A 17175-nucleotide genomic window follows, 5' to 3' on the forward strand; every position below is an offset into this window, starting at 1 on the left:
CGTAGTCGGAAATGCTTATTCCATCGCCGCGTACCAGCGATCTCGATAAGCGGCGAGCCCCGCGATCTCGGCCGGTGGAACATGCGTTTCGGCGCCCGATACCGGCCGGATGCCGGTGAGAAGGGCTGCCCCCTGGCTGGTGCCGGTCGAGCCGGGAAGGGCCACGACCTCGCGGTCGGCAAGGGCGGCAAGCAGCTTCAGATAGGTTTCGTTGAGCGCAAAGGGCCCTTCGACGATGATGGGGCCTTTGGCGCCGATCAGTCCGAGGCAGGCGTCGGTCATCAAAGCGAGATAGAGGCAGGCGACGGCGTGACGTTCCTCGCGGCTCGCCTCGTCGGCGTCGATCCGGCGGCTCGCTTTTCCGGGAAAGGGGCCCGAACCGGGGGCGATGTTGGGCAGCAGCATCATGCCCTTGTCGACGACGGCGCCAATCGCCGCCTGGGCGGCCTTTTCATCGACCGGGCCGATTTCGGCCGACAGGATCTCGAATTCCCGCCCACCCATGAAACGCGAGGAGGGGACGGCCCGGCCGTAGGCATCGACATTGGCGAGCGCATCGCGTTTGGCATCGAGATGGTCGAGATCGCCGCCGACACCGAAATTGATGACCCAGGTGCCGGTGGAGACCACGGCGAAGGGGGCCGTCCGGTTGACCAGATGCGGCAGCAGCGAGGCGTTGGAATCGTGAATGCCGCAATAGACCGGCACGCGCGCGGCCAGGCCGAGCTCTGCGGCGATTTCAGGCAGAACAGGGCCGAGCGCATCGAAGGCGGAGCGGACCGGCGCCATCAGGCCGCGAATGCCGAGCCTGTCGATCAGCGAGGAATAGTTGCCGGTCTTCGGGTTCCAGAGGTCGGTATGGCAGCCGAGCGAGGTCAGCTCGTTGGCGGCGACACCCGTCAGCCGCGCCGTCCAATATTGCGCATAGGTGAGAATGGTCGCGACCTTGCCGAATTCCGCGGGAAAGGCGCTCTTCTGATAGTGCAGCTGCGCGCCGACATTGAGGCCCATCGCCAGGCGCGGCGAAAAGGTTTCGTCGAAGGAGGGGCGCAAGGCCGTATAGGCATCGCGAATTTCTTGCGGATATTCGTGTTCGTAGTCGATCACCGGCATCGCGAGCGCGCCGTCCCGATCGAGCAGTGCGGCTGCGGCCCCGTGGGTGGTGATCGAAATGGCGTCGAAACCAGGCGCCTGCGCAAGGCGTTTCAGCGCATCGAGCGCGAAGGACCAGAGGGCCTCTATGTCGTAATGCGGGTAGGGACCGGTTTTGATCGTAACGTTCGGCCGTTTCAGGACGGCGATCTCGGCGCCTGTCCCAGCGTCGAGCACCACCACCTTGGCATTGGTCTTGCCGATGTCGAGAACGGCGATGCGGCGATAGGAAGGAGCGTTCATGGGATATGAAAGAGGGTGACGAGGTCGCTTTGAACGGGCGAATTATCCGGGTTCGTCGCCATGATATCCGCCATATGCGCCCACCATTTCTTCATGACGGGATGCTCCGGCAGGCTTGCCATCGTATGGTCCTTCGGCCGCGTCAGCACGCCGAACAGTGTGTTGGTGTCGCGGTCCAGATGGATGGAATAGTCGCTGGCGCCCGACTGGTGCAGGAGATCGACCAGTTCCGGCCAGATCTCGTCATGCCGCTTGCGGTATTCGGCTTCCATGCCGGGATTAAGCTGCATCTTGAAAGCGTGTTTTTCCAAGGTCATCGGGAGCTCATGAGCTTGATGCGGCGGGCGACGATCGGGATCGCGATGGTGATGATGAGAAGCAGGCCGATGAAGATCGACATGACGATGCCCGGCACGTTCAAGAGACCGAGGCCGAAGGTGACGAGGCCCATGACGAAGGCGGCGATGACGACGCCGCCGATCGTGCCGGAGCCGCCGAGGATCGAGATACCGCCGAGCACGACCATGGTGACGACTTCGAGTTCCCAGCCCTGAGCGATCGAGGGCCGGGTCGAGCCGAGGCGCGAGGTCAGGCAGACGGCGGCAATGCCGCTCATGATGCCGGTCAGCAGGAAGAGAATGAATTTGACGCGTTCGACCGGAATGCCGGAGAAGCGGGCGGCGAAATCATTGTTGCCGATCGCATAGACCTGACGGCCGAAATTCGTCGCATGCAGCAGGATGGCGAAAAGGATCGCCAGCACGATGAACAGCACGAATTCGAACGAGAACACCCAGACGACATAACCCTGACCAAAATACGCGAAATCGGCCGGATATTTGCCGTAAGCCTGGTCGCCGAGCACGATATAGGAAATGCCGCGGAACAGGCTCATCGTGCCGATGGTGACGACGATCGACGGCAGCTTCAGCACCGAGACCAGCACGCCGTTGAAGATGCCGCAGGTTAGGCCGGTGCCGAGGCCGATCAGAACCAGGCCCGGTGTGCCGATGCCAAGCTGGGCCGCCGCCCCCATCGCCGTCGAGGCGAGCGCGATGATGGCGGCCACCGAGAGGTCGATCTCGCCTGAGATGACCAGCAGCGCCATGGCGAAGGCGATCATCGCCTTTTCGGTGAAGTTGAAGGTGGCGTCCGAGAGGTTCCAGGCATCGAGGAAGTAGGGCGAGGCCAGGGAGTTGAAGATGAAGATCAGGACGGCGACACCGAAGAGCAGCACTTCCCAGCTTGCGACGATGCGGCGGAAGGGCGTGCCGAGGCGGTCGGGGATGACGCGCTTTTCGTGGATGGATACGGTGCTCATGCTGCGGCCTCCGTTCTGATTTCGGCTGCGGCGCGATCGCGCAGGATGATGCGGCCCCGGTTGCGCTCACGCCGGGCGTTGAAGGCAACGGCGAGAATGATGACGGTTCCGGAGATCGCCATCTGCGTGAAGGGCGAAATGCCGATGACCGGCAGGGCGTTCTTGATGACGCCGAGGAAGAGCGCCCCGAGGACGGTGCCGGCGACCGATCCGACGCCACCGGCAATCGAGATGCCGCCGATGACGCAGGCCGCAACGCTGTCGAGCTCGAAGCCGTTGGCGATATCGACATAGGCGACGGCGTAACGCGATACCCAGAGATAGCTGGAAAGGCCGGCGAGCGCGCCCGACAGCACGAAGGCGAGGAATTTCGTCCGGCCGGTATCGATGCCGGCATAGACGGCAGCCGTCGGATTGCCGCCGGTCGCATAGGCCGAGCGGCCGAACGGGCTGTAGCGCAGCAGCATATACATCAGCGCGACGATGATGATCGCGACCCAGCTCAGCACCGGCAGGCCGAGGATCGGCGTGCGGGGAACGGCGAGGAAGGTCGGCGTCATCTGGTGTGCGTTTACCCAGGCGCCGCCCGAGAGCACGAAGGCCATGCCGCGATAGATGGTGAGGGTGCCGAGGGTGACGACGATCGGCGGGATTTCGAGGCGCCAGACGAGGAAGCCGTTGATGGTGCCGAGGGCTGCGCCGATCGCCACCGCGGCAAGGATCAGCACGATCAACGGCAGGCCGGGAAAGGCGGCGTTCATCATCGCGATCGCCATGCCGGTAAAGGCGAGGTTGGCGGCAACCGAAAGATCGATCGATTTCGTCAGAATAACAGTCATCTGGGCAAGCGCCAGGATGATGAGGATCGCGGTGTCATTGAAGATACCGGCGAGATTATCCGGTGTGGCGAAATCGGCGGCCCGCGTCGAGAAGACGACGATCATCACGACGATGATGGCAAAGAGCAGGGTTTCGCGTTTTTTGATCAGTTTGGCCATGCCGTCACCTCATGCATTTCCGGTTGCCGCGCGCACCAGCGCTTCCGGCGAAAGCTGATCGCGCTCGAAGAACCCGGCCGACAGACCTTCCTTCATGACCAGCACACGGTCCGACATGCCGATGATCTCGGGCAGTTCGGAAGAGATCATGATGATGGAAAGGCCTTCAGCGGCAAGCTCGCTGATGAAGCCGTGGACGGCAGCCTTCGAACCGATGTCAATGCCCTTGGTCGGCTCATCGAGGATGATGACCTTGGGCATGGTGGCGAGCCACTTGCCGATGACGACCTTCTGCTGGTTGCCGCCCGACAGGGTGCCGACCGGCACGGAGAGGGCGGCAGCGCGCAGATCCAGCCGCTCGGCATATTTGCGGGCGAGCGCGAATTCCTCCGCCGCCTGCAGGAAACCCTTGCGCGAGGTCCGCGTCAGCGACGGCAGCGTCATGTTCTGGTAGATCGGCATCGGCAGCGCCAGGCCGTGGCGGCCGCGCTCTTCCGGCACATAGACGATGCCGGCCTTGATGGCATCATGCGGCGAGTTGATCGAAATTTCCCGGCCTTCCAGCGTCAGCCGGCCGGAGAGCGGCCGGGTGATGCCGAAGAGCGACTGTGCGAGTTCCGACCGCCCGGCGCCGATCAGGCCGTAAATGCCGAGAATCTCACCCTTGCGCAGGGTCAGCGAAATATCGCGGAATTCGGTGCGGTGGCTGTATTTTTCCACCTCGAGCACCGGAGCGCCGATCGCCACGTCGATCTTCGGAAAGACGTTTTCGACGTCGCGGCCGACCATCATGCGGACGATCTCGTCCTGCGGCGTTTCCTTGAGCCGGCCCCGGCCGACGGCGCGGCCGTCGCGGAAGACGACGAAGTCGTCGGCGATCTCGTAAAGCTCGTCGAACTTGTGGCTGATGAACAGGATCGCCTTGCCCTGTTCCTTCAGGCCCTTGATGATGCGGAAGAGATCGTCGATCTCCTTGCGGGAGAGGGCGGCCGTCGGCTCGTCCATGATGACGATGCGGGCTTCGATCGACAAAGCGCGGGCGATCGCCACCAAGTGGCGCTGCGCAATCGAGAGGTCCTTCAGCCGGATCGTCGGATCGATATTGCTTTCGAGCGCCGTCAGCAGCGTCTTCGAGCGGCTGTTCATCACCTGCCAGTCGATGGTGCGGAAGCGCGTGCGCGGCGCATGGCCGAGGAAGATGTTTTCGGCAACCGTCAGCTCGTCGAACAGCACGGTTTCCTGGTGGATAGCGGTGACGCCGGCATCGATCGCGGCCTGGGCGCTGGCGAAGGTCACTGTCCGGCCGTCGACCAGGATCTCGCCTTCGTTCGGCCTGTAGATGCCGGTCAGGATCTTGACGAGCGTCGACTTGCCGGCGCCGTTTTCGCCGATCAACGCGGTGACCGTACCGGGATGGAGCGCGATGCTGACATTGTCGAGCGCTTTCACGCCCGGAAAGATCTGGGAGATGCCGCGCATTTCCAGAATGGCGGGCGCATCGCCGGTTTTGCTGTCCGTGACGGGTTGTTGAAAGGCGGCGTTCATCAGATTTCTACCAGTGTCGAATGGGAAATCCCGGCGGCCATCGGCCGCCGGGCTCTTAAACGTCGCTCCGGATCAGAAGACCTTGGAGAACTGGTCGATGTTCGAAGCATTGTAGACGAAGGGATCGGCCATGGCGGCTTCGCCGTTGTCGCCGACCTTGATCTTGCCCATGCGGCCGGCGTTAATTTCGCTGCCCGGCTTGCCGTCGGTCTCGCCCTTGACGAGGCGATAGGCGATCTGGGTGGCGGAGTAGCCGAGGTCGATCGGATTCCAGATGGCGAATTCCTTCGTGGCGCCCGACTTGATCGCGCCGGCCATTTCGGACGGAAGGCCGAGACCGGTGACGTAGACCTTGCCGACGAGGCCCTTGTCTTCGACGACCTTGGAAGCGGCGAGAACGCCGACCGTCGTCGGAGCGACGATGACCTTGACGTTCGGGTTCGACTTCAAGAGGCCTTCGGCTTCACGATAGGACTTGTCCGAGAGGTCGTCGCCATAGACCGTGGTGACGAGGTTGAGGCCCGGGAAATCCTTGAGCTGCTTCTTCATCTGGTCGATCCAGATGTTCTGGTTGGTCGAGGTGGTTGTTGCCGACAGGATGGCGAAGTCACCCTTGCCGCCTTCCAGATGATCCTTGGCGAGCGTCAGGCACATCTTGCCGATCAGTTCGTTGGAGGACGGGTTGAGCTGCAGGATGCGGCCTTCGGGTGCAACACCGGAATCCCAGGAGATCACCTTGATGCCGCGCTGGGTTGCCTTCTTCAGCGCCGGAACGAGCGCGTCGGGATCGTTGGCCGAAACGGCGATGGCATCGACGCCTTGAGCGATCAGCGAGTTGATCACTTCGATCTGGCCTTCGGCCGTCGTCGACGTCGGACCGGTGTAGATCACTTCCACGCCGCCGAGTTCCTTGGCGGCTTCCTGGGCGCCCTTGTTGGCGGCGTCGAAGAAACCATTGCCGAGCGACTTCACCACGAGGCCGATCTTGATGTCCTTGGCGCTGGCAGTGCCGGCCATCATGGCGATGGCGAGCGCTGCGCCGAGCGCCAGTGTCTTTGCGAATTTCATGTCACTTTCCTCCCATTAAGATTAGACTTCCACACCTCGGCGGCGCCTCACGCGACCGACGAGGAATTCTCCTTCGTAAGCTGCGCCACCGGGCTGGCGACGACGAGCCGGATGCCGGCATTCTCGACCATGCGAGCTGCCTCTTCCGAAATCCCGTCATCGGTGATGATCGCAGAAACACGGTCGAGCGCGCAAAGAATGAGGCTCGACCGGCGATTGAACTTGCTTGAATCGACCATGACGACGAGTTCGTCGGCCTGGTGCATCAGCTTCTGCTCGCTCTGGATGATGAGGGCGTCCGCCTCCATGATGCCGAGCGGGCCGACGCCCTGCGCACCGATGAACATGCGCCGCGCATAAAAATTGCGGATCGCATCATTGTCGAAAGGCGACAGGATGAGGCTCTGTTCGCGATAGATCGCGCCGCCCGGCACCGTCACCGTGTTCTTGGAATGCTTCACCAGATGTTCGGCGATGGCAAAAGAATTGGTCATCACCTGCATGCGGTGGCCAGCCATGTAATGCACCATCTGGAACGTCGTCGTGCCGCCATTGATGATGATGGCGTCGCCGGCCTCGCAGAGATCGACGGCTGCGCGCGCAATTGCGCGCTTTTTATCGATGTTGACTGATTCTGAAACCCGGAAGGGCCGGCCGGCGAGATTGCCGAGCTGCGGCGGATGCACTGCTTCGGCGCCGCCGCGGACACGGCGGATCTTGCCCTGCACATGAAGGGCCGCAATATCGCGCCGGATCGTCGCTTCAGAAGCTTCCGTCAACTCGGAAATGTCCTGGATCGTCACGACGGACTTTTCCTGAACGGCGCTTAAGATGATGCGATGGCGTTCGCGTTCGTGCATTGGGCTCCTCCTCTTGTCATATTTATTTCGTATCCGTTAAAGGCTGTCAATCACAAACGATCATAAATTTTCATATTGCGCTGCACAATAATCGAATTTGATCGTTTTCGATTGACAAGCGTACTTTTGATGCGCGATACCGTGAGCGAAAGGGCGCTGGGATTGCGGCGCCTTGCAAGCCTATTATGGGAGGATGACATGGCGGCGAACGTCCGGCTTCTGGAAAACCGGTGGGATGATGGTTACGCGGCAGGCCTCGACGAACCCGGCAAGCTGCTCTATCGCTCCAATCTGCTCGGCGCCGACAAGCGCATCACCAATTACGGCGGCGGCAACACCTCGGCGAAGGTGATGGAAACCGATCCGCTTGATGGCGGCAAGGTCAAGGTGCTCTGGGTCAAGGGCTCGGGCGGCGATGTCGGCACCATCAAGCTCGACGGCTTCGCGACGCTCTACCAGGACAAGCTGGAATCGCTGAAGGGCATCTATAGGGGTGTCGAGGACGAAGACCGCATGGTCGGTTTCTTGCCGCACTGCACCTTCAACCTGAACGGTCGCGCTGCTTCGATCGACACGCCGCTACACGGCTTCGTGCCGTTCACCCATGTCGACCACATGCATCCCGACGCGATCATCGCCATTGCCGCCTCGAAGAACTCCAGAGAATTGACCAAGCAGATCTTCGGTGACGAGATCGGCTGGCTGCCCTGGCGCCGTCCGGGCTTCCAGCTCGGCCTCGATCTCGAAGCCTTCGTCAAGGCGAACCCGAACGCCAAGGGCGTCGTGCTCGAAAGCCATGGTCTCTTCACTTGGGCAAACGATGCCAAGGCCTGCTATGAACTGACGCTCGACATCATCAACAAGGCGATCGTCTGGTTTGCCGAAAAGACCGAAGGCAAGACGATTTTCGGCGGTGCGCTGACGCAGAGCCTGCCCGTCACCGAGCGCCGCGCAATCGCCGCCCGCCTGATGCCCGAAATTCGCGGCCGCATCGGCAAGCAGGAGCGCAAGCTCGGCCATTTCGACGATCAGGACGCGGTTCTGGAATTCGTCAACTCGAAGAACCTGCGCCCGCTCGGCGCGCTCGGCACCAGCTGCCCGGACCACTTCCTGCGCACCAAGATCCGGCCGCTGATTGTCGATTTCGACCCCGCCAAGCCCGATGTCGATGCGATCGTCGCCGGTCTCGACAAGGCGCTGGAAGATTACCGCGCCGATTACGCCCGCTATTATAACGACTGCAAGCATGACAATTCGCCCGCCATGCGCGATTCCAATCCTGTCATCTTCCTCGTTCCCGGCGTCGGCATGTTGTCCTTTGCCCGCGACAAGGCGACGGCCCGCATCGCCAGCGAATTCTACGTCAACGCCATCAACGTCATGCGCGGGGCCTCGACGGTTTCGGAATATCAGGGCTTGCCTGAGCAGGAAGCCTTCGATATCGAATACTGGCTGCTCGAAGAGGCCAAGCTGCAACGCATGCCGAAGCCGAAGAGCCTTGCCGGCAAGGTCGCCTTCGTCACCGGCGGCGCCGGCGGCATCGGCCGGGCGACGGCCGCGCGCCTCGTCGGCGAGGGCGCCTGTGTGGTGCTTGCCGATATCGATCAGGCAGCACTCGAAAGCACAGAGGCCGATTTCGTCAAGAAATACGGCGCTGACGCTGTGCGCAGCGTTCGGCTCGACGTCACCAAGGAAGATGCGGTGATCGCCTCCTTCGCCGAAGCTTCGGTCGAATTCGGCGGCGTCGATATCCTCGTCTCGAATGCCGGCATTGCCTCCTCCGCGCCGATTGAAGCCACCGAGCTTTCGACCTGGAACCGCAATATCGATATCCTCGCGACCGGCTATTTCCTCGTCTCGCGGGAGGCCTTCCGCCTGTTCCGCCGCCAGGCGCTCGGCGGCAACATCGTCTTCGTCGCCTCGAAGAACGGTCTTGCCGCTTCGCCGAACGCGTCTGCCTATTGCACGGCGAAGGCCGCCGAAATTCATCTTGCCCGCTGCCTGGCGCTGGAAGGCGCCGATGCCGGCATCCGCGTCAACACGGTCAACCCGGATGCGGTGCTGCGCGGTTCGAAGATCTGGAGCGGCGAATGGCGCGAGCAGCGCGCCGCGTCCTCGAAGATCGAGGTCGATGATCTCGAGGAACATTATCGCAAGCGCTCGATGCTGAAACTCAACGTGTTTCCGGAGGATATCGCCGAGGCGATCTATTTCCTGGCATCTGACCTTTCGGCAAAATCGACCGGCAACATCATCAACGTCGATGCCGGCAACGTGCAGAGCTTTACGCGGTGATTTTGACGAGTGGATGCGTCTGCCCCTCACCCTAACCCTCTCCCCGTCATGACGGGGAGAGGGGACTTGCCCAGCGAAAAGTTGGAGTGGGACGGAGAAGGTGCCGGCAGGCGGATGAGGGGCGGCTCCACGGCGGTCCCAATGTAGAAATTGCATCAGTGGGAGGAATAAATGGCCGAGTTCAGAATCGCGCAGGATCTTATCGCGACAGAAAACGACAAGCGGGCTGCGGCCTTGAAAGCCGATTACGAGGCGCTGGGTGCGCACCTTGACCGCCGCGGCGTCGATATCGAAGCAATCACCCGTAAGGTCTCCGAATTTTTCGTCGCCGTTCCCTCCTGGGGTGTCGGCACCGGCGGCACGCGCTTTGCCCGTTTTCCGGGCGCCGGTGAGCCGCGCGGCATCTTCGACAAGCTCGACGATTGCGCCGTCATCAATCAGCTGACGCAGGCGACGCCGAACGTCTCGCTGCATATTCCCTGGGACAAGGCGGATGCGAAGGAATTGAAGGCCAAGGGCGATGCGCTCGGCCTCGGTTTCGACGCGATGAATTCGAACACCTTTTCCGATGCGCCCGGCCAGGCTCATTCCTACAAATACGGCTCGCTCAGCCACACCGACGCGGCAACACGCGCCCAGGCGGTCGAGCACAATCTCGAATGTATCGAGATCGGCAAGGCGATCGGCTCCAAGGCGCTGACAGTTTGGATCGGCGACGGTTCGAACTTCCCCGGCCAGAGCAATTTCACCAAGGCCTTCGAGCGTTACCTCGCCTCGATGGCTGACATTTACAAAGCGTTGCCCGACGACTGGAAGCTGTTCTCCGAGCACAAGATGTACGAGCCGGCCTTCTATTCGACGATCGTGCAGGATTGGGGCACCAATTATCTGATCGCCCAGACGCTCGGGCCCAAGGCCCATTGCCTCGTCGATCTCGGTCACCATGCGCCGAACACCAATATCGAGATGATCGTCGCCCGCCTGATCCAGTTCGGCAAGCTCGGCGGATTCCACTTCAACGATTCGAAATATGGTGACGACGATCTCGATGCCGGCGTCATCGATCCCTACCGGCTGTTCCTGGTTTTCAACGAGCTGGTTGATGCCGAGCAGCGCGGCGTCAACGACTTCAATCCGGCCCATATGATCGACCAGTCGCACAATGTCACCGATCCGATCGAAAGCCTGATCAACAGCGCCAACGAAATCCGCCGCGCCTATGCGCAGGCGCTCCTCGTCGACCGCAAGGCGCTCGACGGCTATCAGCAGGATAATGATGCGCTGATGGCGTCGGAAACGCTGAAGCGCGCCTATCGCGCCGATGTCGAGCCGATCCTTGCCGAGGCTCGCCGCCGGGCCGGCGGCGCGATCGACCCGATTGCCGCCTACCGCGCCAGCGGCTACCGCAAAAAGGTGGCGGCCGAGCGTCCGGCTTCCGTTGCCGGCGGCGGCGGCATCATCTGAGCTGCCGGGCTGAATAAAAGTGTGGATCGCCGGCAGCGCGGGGTGAAACGCGGCCGGCAATCGGCGCTCAGGGTTTCCAGGCGCCGGCGATCTGACGGGTGGCGATGTTCAGCCGGTTCCAGACATTGATATTGGCGATGGCGATGACAAGCGCGGCAAGGCTCCGGCCGTCATAATGCCGGGTTGCCTCGTCCCAGATATCGTCGGGCACTGGGTCGGCGCGGTCGCTGGTGCGGGTCACGGCCTCGGTCAAGGCGAGGGCGGCGCGTTCAGCCTCGCTGTAATACGGGGCGTCGCGCCAGCAGGCGACGGCAAAGAGCCGCTCGTCCGTTTCGCCGTGCTTGCGGGCAATGCGCCAATGACCATCGATGCAGACGCTGCAGCCGTTGATCTGGCTGGCGCGCAGATTGACGAGTTCAAGCAGCTTCGGCGAAAGGCCTGTTTCGGTCGGCACCGTGCTGAGTGCATTGAGCGCCTGCATGGCTTCTGGAAGCACGAGGGCGGGATTTCCCATTCTCTCCTGCATGATATGTCTCCTTGATGCGTTTAGGGTGCGACGATCCGCCGGCGCTGTCACACCGGCCCGGTTTCATTCGTCATTGATGTGACGGAACGCAGCGAAGGAATGTGACGGATGAATGAGAATAATTGGCTGGCCGATCAATTCGAGGCGAACCGGGCGCATCTGAAGGCCGCGGCCTATCGCATGCTCGGCTCGCGCAGCGAGGCCGAAGACGCCGTTCAAGAGGCCTGGCTGCGGCTCACCCGCGCGGATAGGACTGACGTCGGCAATCTCGGCGGCTGGCTGACGACGGTGGTGGCGCGCATCTGCCTCGATATGCTGCGTGCCCGCAAGACCCGGCGCGAGGAGCCGCTGGAGACATCGGTCCATGCAGCGATCGCCGATCCGGCCAAGGATCCGGAACGCGACGCCGCCTTCGCCGATTCCGTGGGCGTGGCGCTGCTCGTCGTATTGCAGACGCTGGCGCCTGCCGAACGGATTGCCTTCGTACTGCACGACATGTTCGATCTTCCGTTCGACGAAATTGCGCCGATTATCGGCCGGTCGTCCGCCGCCGCCCGTCAGCTCGCGAGCCGTGCCCGCCGCCGGGTGCAAGGCGTGGACGAGACGCCGGATGTCGATCTCGACCGCAAGCGAACGATTGCGGAAGCCTTTCTGACGGCGTCGCGCAACGGCGATCTGCAGGCGCTGATTGCCGTGCTCGCCCCCGATGTCGTGTTTCGGCTGGATGCGACGGCGGCGCGTTTCGGCGCCTTCGGCGAAAGGCGCGGCGCATCCGAAGTGGCAGAATTGTTCAAGGGCCGGGCGCAGGCGGCAGAAATCGCCATCGTCGACGGCGAGCTTGGCTTCATCGTGCGCATCGCGGATCGGATCCGCGTCGTGGTGGCGTTTACTATCGCCGACGACAGGATTGCGGCAATCGACGCCATCGCCGATCCCGACCACTTCGAGCGGCTTGACTACTCAATCCTGCGGGATTGAAATCGCTGAGAAAATTTGCCGCTTCTTTGACGGCGAGCGCGGTTTACAGCCAGCGCGCGACCGCCGTTGTCGTGCGGCCGGCTGCGCTTCATTTCCCTTGACAGCAGTCTCTTCGGCTTTATTCTATTATAAGGATTTACATAACATAACTATGGAATTTGAAATATGATCATGTCGGGCGACCAGGCGAAGAAGCCGCTTCTCCTCACCAATGTCAGGCCGATGGCCTTCGGTGCGGGCGCATCCGAGGGGGTGATCGATATTCTCGTCAATGCCGAGGGCCGCATCGCCGGGATCGGTCCGTCGCTTCCGGCCTCTGAAGATGTGAGACACATCGACGCCAAGGGTGCCTTCATTTCGCCGGGCTGGATCGATCTGCACGTGCACATCTGGCATGGCGGCACCGATATCTCCATCCGCCCCTCCGAATGCGGTCTCGAGCGCGGCGTCACCACCCTGGTCGACGCCGGTTCGGCCGGCGAGGCGAATTTCCATGGCTTCCGCGAGTATATCATCGAGCCCTCACGTGAGCGCATCAAGGCCTTCCTGAACCTCGGCTCGATCGGCCTCGTCGCCTGCAACCGTGTCGCCGAACTCAGGGATATCAGGGATATCGATCTCGACCGCATCCTCGAAGTCTACGCCGCAAACAGCGAGCACATCGTCGGCATCAAGGTGCGCGCCAGCCATGTCATCACTGGCTCCTGGGGCGTCACTCCCGTCAAGCTCGGCAAGAAGATCGCCAAGATCCTGAAAGTGCCGATGATGGTCCATGTCGGCGAACCGCCAGCGCTTTACGACGAAGTGCTCGAAATCCTCGGCCCCGGCGACGTCGTCACCCATTGCTTCAACGGCAAGGCCGGTTCGAGCATCATGGAGGACGAGGATCTCTTCAATCTCGCCGAGCGCTGCGCCTCCGAAGGCATCCGCCTCGACATCGGCCATGGCGGCGCCTCCTTCTCCTTCAAGGTTGCCGAAGCGGCGATCGCGCGCGGGCTTCTGCCGTTCTCGATCTCGACCGACCTGCACGGCCATTCGATGAACTTTCCAGTCTGGGACCTGGCGACGACGATGTCGAAACTGCTGAGCGTCGGCATGCCCCTCGACAAAGTGGTGGAAGCCGTCACCCATGCGCCGGCCTCGGTCATCAAACTGCCGATGGAAGACCGGCTTTCCGTTGGCGCGCCAGCCGAATTCACCATTTTCGACCTCGTCGACTCCGAGCTCGAAACAACGGATTCCAATGGCGATGTCTCGGTCCTGAACAGACTGTTCGAGCCGCGCTACGCGGTGATGGGCGCCGAGGCCGTCACCGCCAGCCGGTACGTGCCGCGGGCGCGCAGGCTCGTGCGTCACAGCCACGGTTATTCCTACAGGTAGATCCGCTGCGAGGCGGGATTGGATCATGAATCCTCCTGAGAGGCCTCAGATGATCGGTGGTTCCAGGGATTTATGACAATCAGTCCTGCCGCCTCAAACGGGTTCACGTCGCGCGTTGCGATCATAAAGCCCTTCGAAGCGGCAATGGCGGCGACATATCCATCGGGAGTTGGGAAGCCTTTGCCGTCCGTTCGCGCTCTGACGGCAAGGTCGGCATAATGCCGGGCCGCTCCGACGTCGAACGGCAATATCCGATCGCCAAACAGGTCGAGCACGCCGCCGAGCGTTTCGCTCAGAGCCGCTTTGCGCCGACCGTCCGGCAACTACCGATGCCAAACAGCAGTTCAGCCACGGTCACACTCGATAGATACAAGGTTTCAGCGACCTGCTCGTTCAGCCACGAACGCACTGCTGGATTGGGAGCCGGTTTCATCGCCTCGCAAAGGACATTCGCATCCAGGACGATCATTCAAACTTCAACGGCTCCGCCGGCGCGCTGTCGCGTACCTGATCGAACACTGCGAAATCATCATCGGTCAGCCCCTGCTGCCGACTGAGCGCCGCCAAGGCATCCCCCATACGAATGCGTTGCTCCGGCTTCACCGCCGCAAGCTGCTCGGATGGTTGAGAAGCGCTTCAGCGGTTGCGCCAACCCATCAGTTTTTCGATCCGCTCCGCCGAATTGCGCACATGCGCCGTATAATGGTTCTCATCGGAAAAGGCCTTCTGCTCCGGCAGCACGATCGAAATGGTGGCGACGCACTGGCCATCGCGATCGCAGATCGGCGAGGCGATGCAGGCGACCGCATAATCGGATTCACCGGCCTGGATCGACAGGCGCGACTCGAAGGCTTTGCCGGCCGCTTCCGATAGCGTGCGCGGATCGATCTCGGCGCGGCCGGTCGGTGACGAGCGGGCGCAACGCTTGAAAAGCTCGATGCGTTCCTCTTCGGGCAGATGGCCGACGAGCAGGCGGCCCGATGCCGTCCAGTTGAGAGGCACCCGGGTGCCGACGCGAGACGCCACCTGGAAGTGGCTTGGGCCGTCCGCCATGGCAAGCACCAGCATGTAATCGCCGTCACGGCCGCAGACCTGCACGGTTTCGCCGGCCTGGCGACAGAGATCGTGCATTTCGTGGGTGGCGATGCTCATGAAATCCAGTGATCGCGCGTAGGCGAGACCATAATGATAAAGCCGCGCACCGAGCCAGATCGAGCCGTCCGCCTGGCGTGTCAGCATGTTCTTCTCGACGAGGTCGTCGACGATGACGTAGACGGTCGATAGCGGCGCCTTCACCGCCTTGGCGATGGCATAGACGCCGGCCGGCGATCCTGTCTCATAGAGATGATCAATCACCTGAAGAGCGCGGTCGATGCCACTGACGCGGGCGCGGCGCGCGCCCTTGCCGCCGGCTTCGCCGGCAAGGCTCTCATCTTCGGAGTAAACTGCGGGCGATGTCTTTCCGTCCAATTCCATGCACCTCATGAACACTGCAACCATATTACATTACTATGGCACAGCGGTCGCTGTGGCAAATCGCAACATTTTGTAGGTTGATCGTCGGTGCGAATGTGGCGGCGGTGGAACCAGGAGACTGCGTGATTTCCGCATCCGCCGATACCGCCGACCTCATAACAAGCGGTGACGCGCTCCGATGAGGCTGCAGGCTTTTGCCAGCCCTTTGTCCAGCGTGACGAGCGTGGCGTCGCTATCGATTGCGATGGCGAGATGCAGTGCATCACCGGCATGAAGACCGATATTGAACTGTTCGATCATTCGCGCCGCTTCGATGAAGTGCGTCCGTGATATCGGCAGGCACTCGAAGGTTGTCGAACATAGTTCCTTGAACAGGGCCAAAGCTTTGCTGCGATCGGCCGGATCGATCTGTCCGTTTCGCGCCTTGAGCGCGATGGCGCTTGAAAATTCGGTTATCGTCCAGCTGCTGACGGCGATCTCCTCGGATCGACGCTCCGCCAGCCATTGCTGCACGTCGTCCGTGCGGGTTTCGACCGTCCAGGCGGCGACGAGGGCTGATGTGTCGATATAAAGCATCAAAAACGATCGGTATCGCGCAGATCGCGAATGAAGGTCGCGGAATCGACCGGCTCGGCCGGGGGCTTCATCGAGGCCGTCAGTGCTTTCAGCCGTTCGACATCGATCGGTTGTTTCGGCATCTTCACCGGCACGAGCTGCGCCACCGGCTTGCCATGCCGCAATATCTCGACGGTTTCGCCGGCCTCCACCCTATTGAGCAACTCGCTCAGGTGGGCCTTCGCTTCCGCCAGGTTGACACGTGTCATCACATTGTCCTCGTGACCAATTTTCTAGTCATTTTATTCGGAAAGCGATCTGGCCGCAACGCCGTTGGAACAACCGGCCGCAGCCTGAGTTTGTCCCTCAACTCAGGAGGCTATAATGACGCATTATCCAACACCCCCTTTCCCATCCCAGAAACAGCCGATGCCGGGTTTCACGGCCCAGATGGATCCGGTGCCCGATCATGGGGAAAAAACCTACCGCGGATCCGAACGGCTCAAGGGCAAGCGGGCAATCATAACCGGCGGCGATAGCGGCATCGGCCGGGCGGTGGCCATCGCTTATGCCCGGGAAGGCGCCGATCTGTTGATCTCCTACCTCGACGAGGACGAGGATGCCGACGAGACGAAGCGGCTCGTCGAACAGGCCGGGCGCAAGGCCGTGCTCGTCAGCGGCGATATTCAGGACCCGGCCCATTGCCGGCAGATCGTCGAGACGGCGATTAAGGAGCTTGGCGGTATCGACATTCTCGTCAACAATGCCGCGCACCAGGCAAGCTTCAAGAGCATTGACGAGATCAGCGACGAGGAGTGGGAGCTGACCTTCAAGGTCAACATCCACGCGATGTTCTACCTGACCAAGGCGGCAGTCGCCCATATGAAGCCCGGCAGCGCCATCATCAATACGGCTTCGATCAATTCGGACAATCCGAACCCGACGCTGCTGGCCTATGCCACGACCAAGGGCGCAATCCAGAATTTCACCGCCGGCTTGGCCCAGCTCCTGGCCGAGAAGGGCATTCGCGCCAATGCCGTGGCGCCGGGGCCGATCTGGACGCCGCTCATTCCATCGACGCTTCCGGAAGACAGCGTCAGCAATTTCGGCAAGCAGGTGCCGATGAAACGGCCAGGCCAGCCGGCCGAACTGGCCACCGCCTATGTCATGCTGGCCGATCCCTTGTCGAGCTATGTCTCCGGCACGACAATCGCGGTTACAGGCGGCAAACCGATCCTTTGATGCATGTTGGCCGGAATTGGCGGTTCCGGATCAAGGCATGCATGAAAACAAGGAGCTGAAGCGCCTAATCAC

16 protein-coding genes and 2 pseudogenes are annotated in these 17175 nt (G+C 61.7%); 5 read left to right on the forward strand and 13 right to left on the reverse strand.

The features are described 5' to 3' along the window. Positions 1–15 precede the first annotated feature (15 nt). From AMK00_RS26150 to AMK00_RS26180, 7 genes are all read right to left on the reverse strand, one after another. Complete coding sequence (locus AMK00_RS26150) at positions 16–1395, reverse strand: FGGY-family carbohydrate kinase (protein ID WP_064812192.1); 1380 nt, start codon at positions 1393–1395, stop codon at positions 16–18. Then, the gene (gene rhaM, locus AMK00_RS26155) at positions 1392–1712 is read right to left on the reverse strand and encodes an L-rhamnose mutarotase (protein ID WP_064812193.1); all 321 of its coding nucleotides are present in this window, start codon (positions 1710–1712) and stop codon (positions 1392–1394) included. The genes AMK00_RS26150 and rhaM overlap by 4 nt, the downstream gene beginning before the upstream one ends. Then, a complete protein-coding gene (locus tag AMK00_RS26160; protein ID WP_064812194.1) occupies positions 1709–2716 on the reverse strand; it encodes an ABC transporter permease in 1008 nt (335 codons plus the stop codon). Before AMK00_RS26160 ends, rhaM begins: the two co-directional genes overlap by 4 nt. Then, positions 2713–3714 (reverse strand): ABC transporter permease, encoded by a 1002-nt coding sequence (locus tag AMK00_RS26165; RefSeq protein ID WP_064812195.1) that lies wholly within the window; start codon positions 3712–3714, stop codon positions 2713–2715. The genes AMK00_RS26160 and AMK00_RS26165 overlap by 4 nt, the downstream gene beginning before the upstream one ends. A 9-nt stretch (positions 3715–3723) precedes the next feature. Then, positions 3724–5259, reverse strand: a complete 1536-nt coding sequence (locus AMK00_RS26170) for a sugar ABC transporter ATP-binding protein (RefSeq protein ID WP_064812196.1) — start codon at positions 5257–5259, stop codon at positions 3724–3726. 72 nt (positions 5260–5331) lie between these two features. Continuing rightward, positions 5332–6327: a rhamnose ABC transporter substrate-binding protein gene (gene rhaS, locus AMK00_RS26175; protein WP_064808509.1), complete on the reverse strand. Its 996-nt coding sequence runs from the start codon at positions 6325–6327 to the stop codon at positions 5332–5334. Positions 6328–6374: 47 nt separating this feature from the next. Continuing rightward, complete coding sequence (locus AMK00_RS26180; protein WP_064812197.1) at positions 6375–7187, reverse strand: DeoR/GlpR family DNA-binding transcription regulator; 813 nt, start codon at positions 7185–7187, stop codon at positions 6375–6377. Positions 7188–7385: 198 nt separating this feature from the next. On the opposite strand from AMK00_RS26180, the gene AMK00_RS26185 reads away from it, so the two are divergent. Both AMK00_RS26185 and rhaI read left to right on the forward strand, forming a co-directional pair. Beyond that, a complete protein-coding gene (locus tag AMK00_RS26185; protein WP_064812198.1) occupies positions 7386–9482 on the forward strand; it encodes a bifunctional rhamnulose-1-phosphate aldolase/short-chain dehydrogenase in 2097 nt (698 codons plus the stop codon). Between the two features lie 171 nt (positions 9483–9653). Further along, a complete protein-coding gene (gene rhaI, locus AMK00_RS26190) occupies positions 9654–10946 on the forward strand; it encodes an L-rhamnose catabolism isomerase (RefSeq protein WP_064812199.1) in 1293 nt (430 codons plus the stop codon). Between the two features lie 67 nt (positions 10947–11013). Here rhaI and AMK00_RS26195 read toward each other — a convergent pair whose 3' ends face one another. Next, positions 11014–11472 (reverse strand): carboxymuconolactone decarboxylase family protein, encoded by a 459-nt coding sequence (locus AMK00_RS26195; RefSeq protein ID WP_064812200.1) that lies wholly within the window; start codon positions 11470–11472, stop codon positions 11014–11016. 108 nt (positions 11473–11580) lie between these two features. Here AMK00_RS26195 and AMK00_RS26200 point away from each other — a divergent pair, with 108 nt between their 5' ends. Further along, entirely contained in the window at positions 11581–12450 is an 870-nt protein-coding gene (locus AMK00_RS26200) for a sigma-70 family RNA polymerase sigma factor (protein ID WP_064812201.1), read from the forward strand. Positions 12451–12621: 171 nt separating this feature from the next. Further along, the gene (locus AMK00_RS26205) at positions 12622–13830 is read left to right on the forward strand and encodes an amidohydrolase/deacetylase family metallohydrolase (protein WP_064812327.1); all 1209 of its coding nucleotides are present in this window, start codon (positions 12622–12624) and stop codon (positions 13828–13830) included. 23 nt (positions 13831–13853) lie between these two features. Here the strand turns inward: AMK00_RS26205 and AMK00_RS26210 are convergent. The 5 genes and pseudogenes from AMK00_RS26210 to AMK00_RS26230 all read right to left on the reverse strand — a co-directional run bounded on the left by AMK00_RS26210 (position 13854) and on the right by AMK00_RS26230 (position 16130). Then, a pseudogene (locus AMK00_RS26210) lies at positions 13854–14299 on the reverse strand (type II toxin-antitoxin system VapC family toxin). Next, positions 14296–14439 (reverse strand): annotated as a pseudogene (locus AMK00_RS32280) (FitA-like ribbon-helix-helix domain-containing protein); the annotation flags it as partial. The pseudogenes AMK00_RS26210 and AMK00_RS32280, both read right to left, overlap by 4 nt. Before the next feature lie 27 nt (positions 14440–14466). After that, positions 14467–15306 (reverse strand): IclR family transcriptional regulator, encoded by an 840-nt coding sequence (locus AMK00_RS26220; RefSeq protein WP_064808530.1) that lies wholly within the window; start codon positions 15304–15306, stop codon positions 14467–14469. Positions 15307–15459: 153 nt separating this feature from the next. Next, positions 15460–15882, reverse strand: a complete 423-nt coding sequence (locus AMK00_RS26225) for a type II toxin-antitoxin system VapC family toxin (protein ID WP_064812203.1) — start codon at positions 15880–15882, stop codon at positions 15460–15462. After that, entirely contained in the window at positions 15882–16130 is a 249-nt protein-coding gene (locus AMK00_RS26230; RefSeq protein WP_064812204.1) for a type II toxin-antitoxin system Phd/YefM family antitoxin, read from the reverse strand. Before AMK00_RS26230 ends, AMK00_RS26225 begins: the two co-directional genes overlap by 1 nt. A gap of 115 nt (positions 16131–16245) precedes the next feature. Here AMK00_RS26230 and AMK00_RS26235 point away from each other — a divergent pair, with 115 nt between their 5' ends. Further along, a complete protein-coding gene (locus AMK00_RS26235; protein WP_064812205.1) occupies positions 16246–17103 on the forward strand; it encodes an SDR family oxidoreductase in 858 nt (285 codons plus the stop codon). The last annotated feature ends 72 nt before the right edge of the window (positions 17104–17175 follow it).

This window comes from Rhizobium sp. N621 (assembly GCF_001664325.1).
Classification (GTDB): domain Bacteria; phylum Pseudomonadota; class Alphaproteobacteria; order Rhizobiales; family Rhizobiaceae; genus Rhizobium; species Rhizobium esperanzae.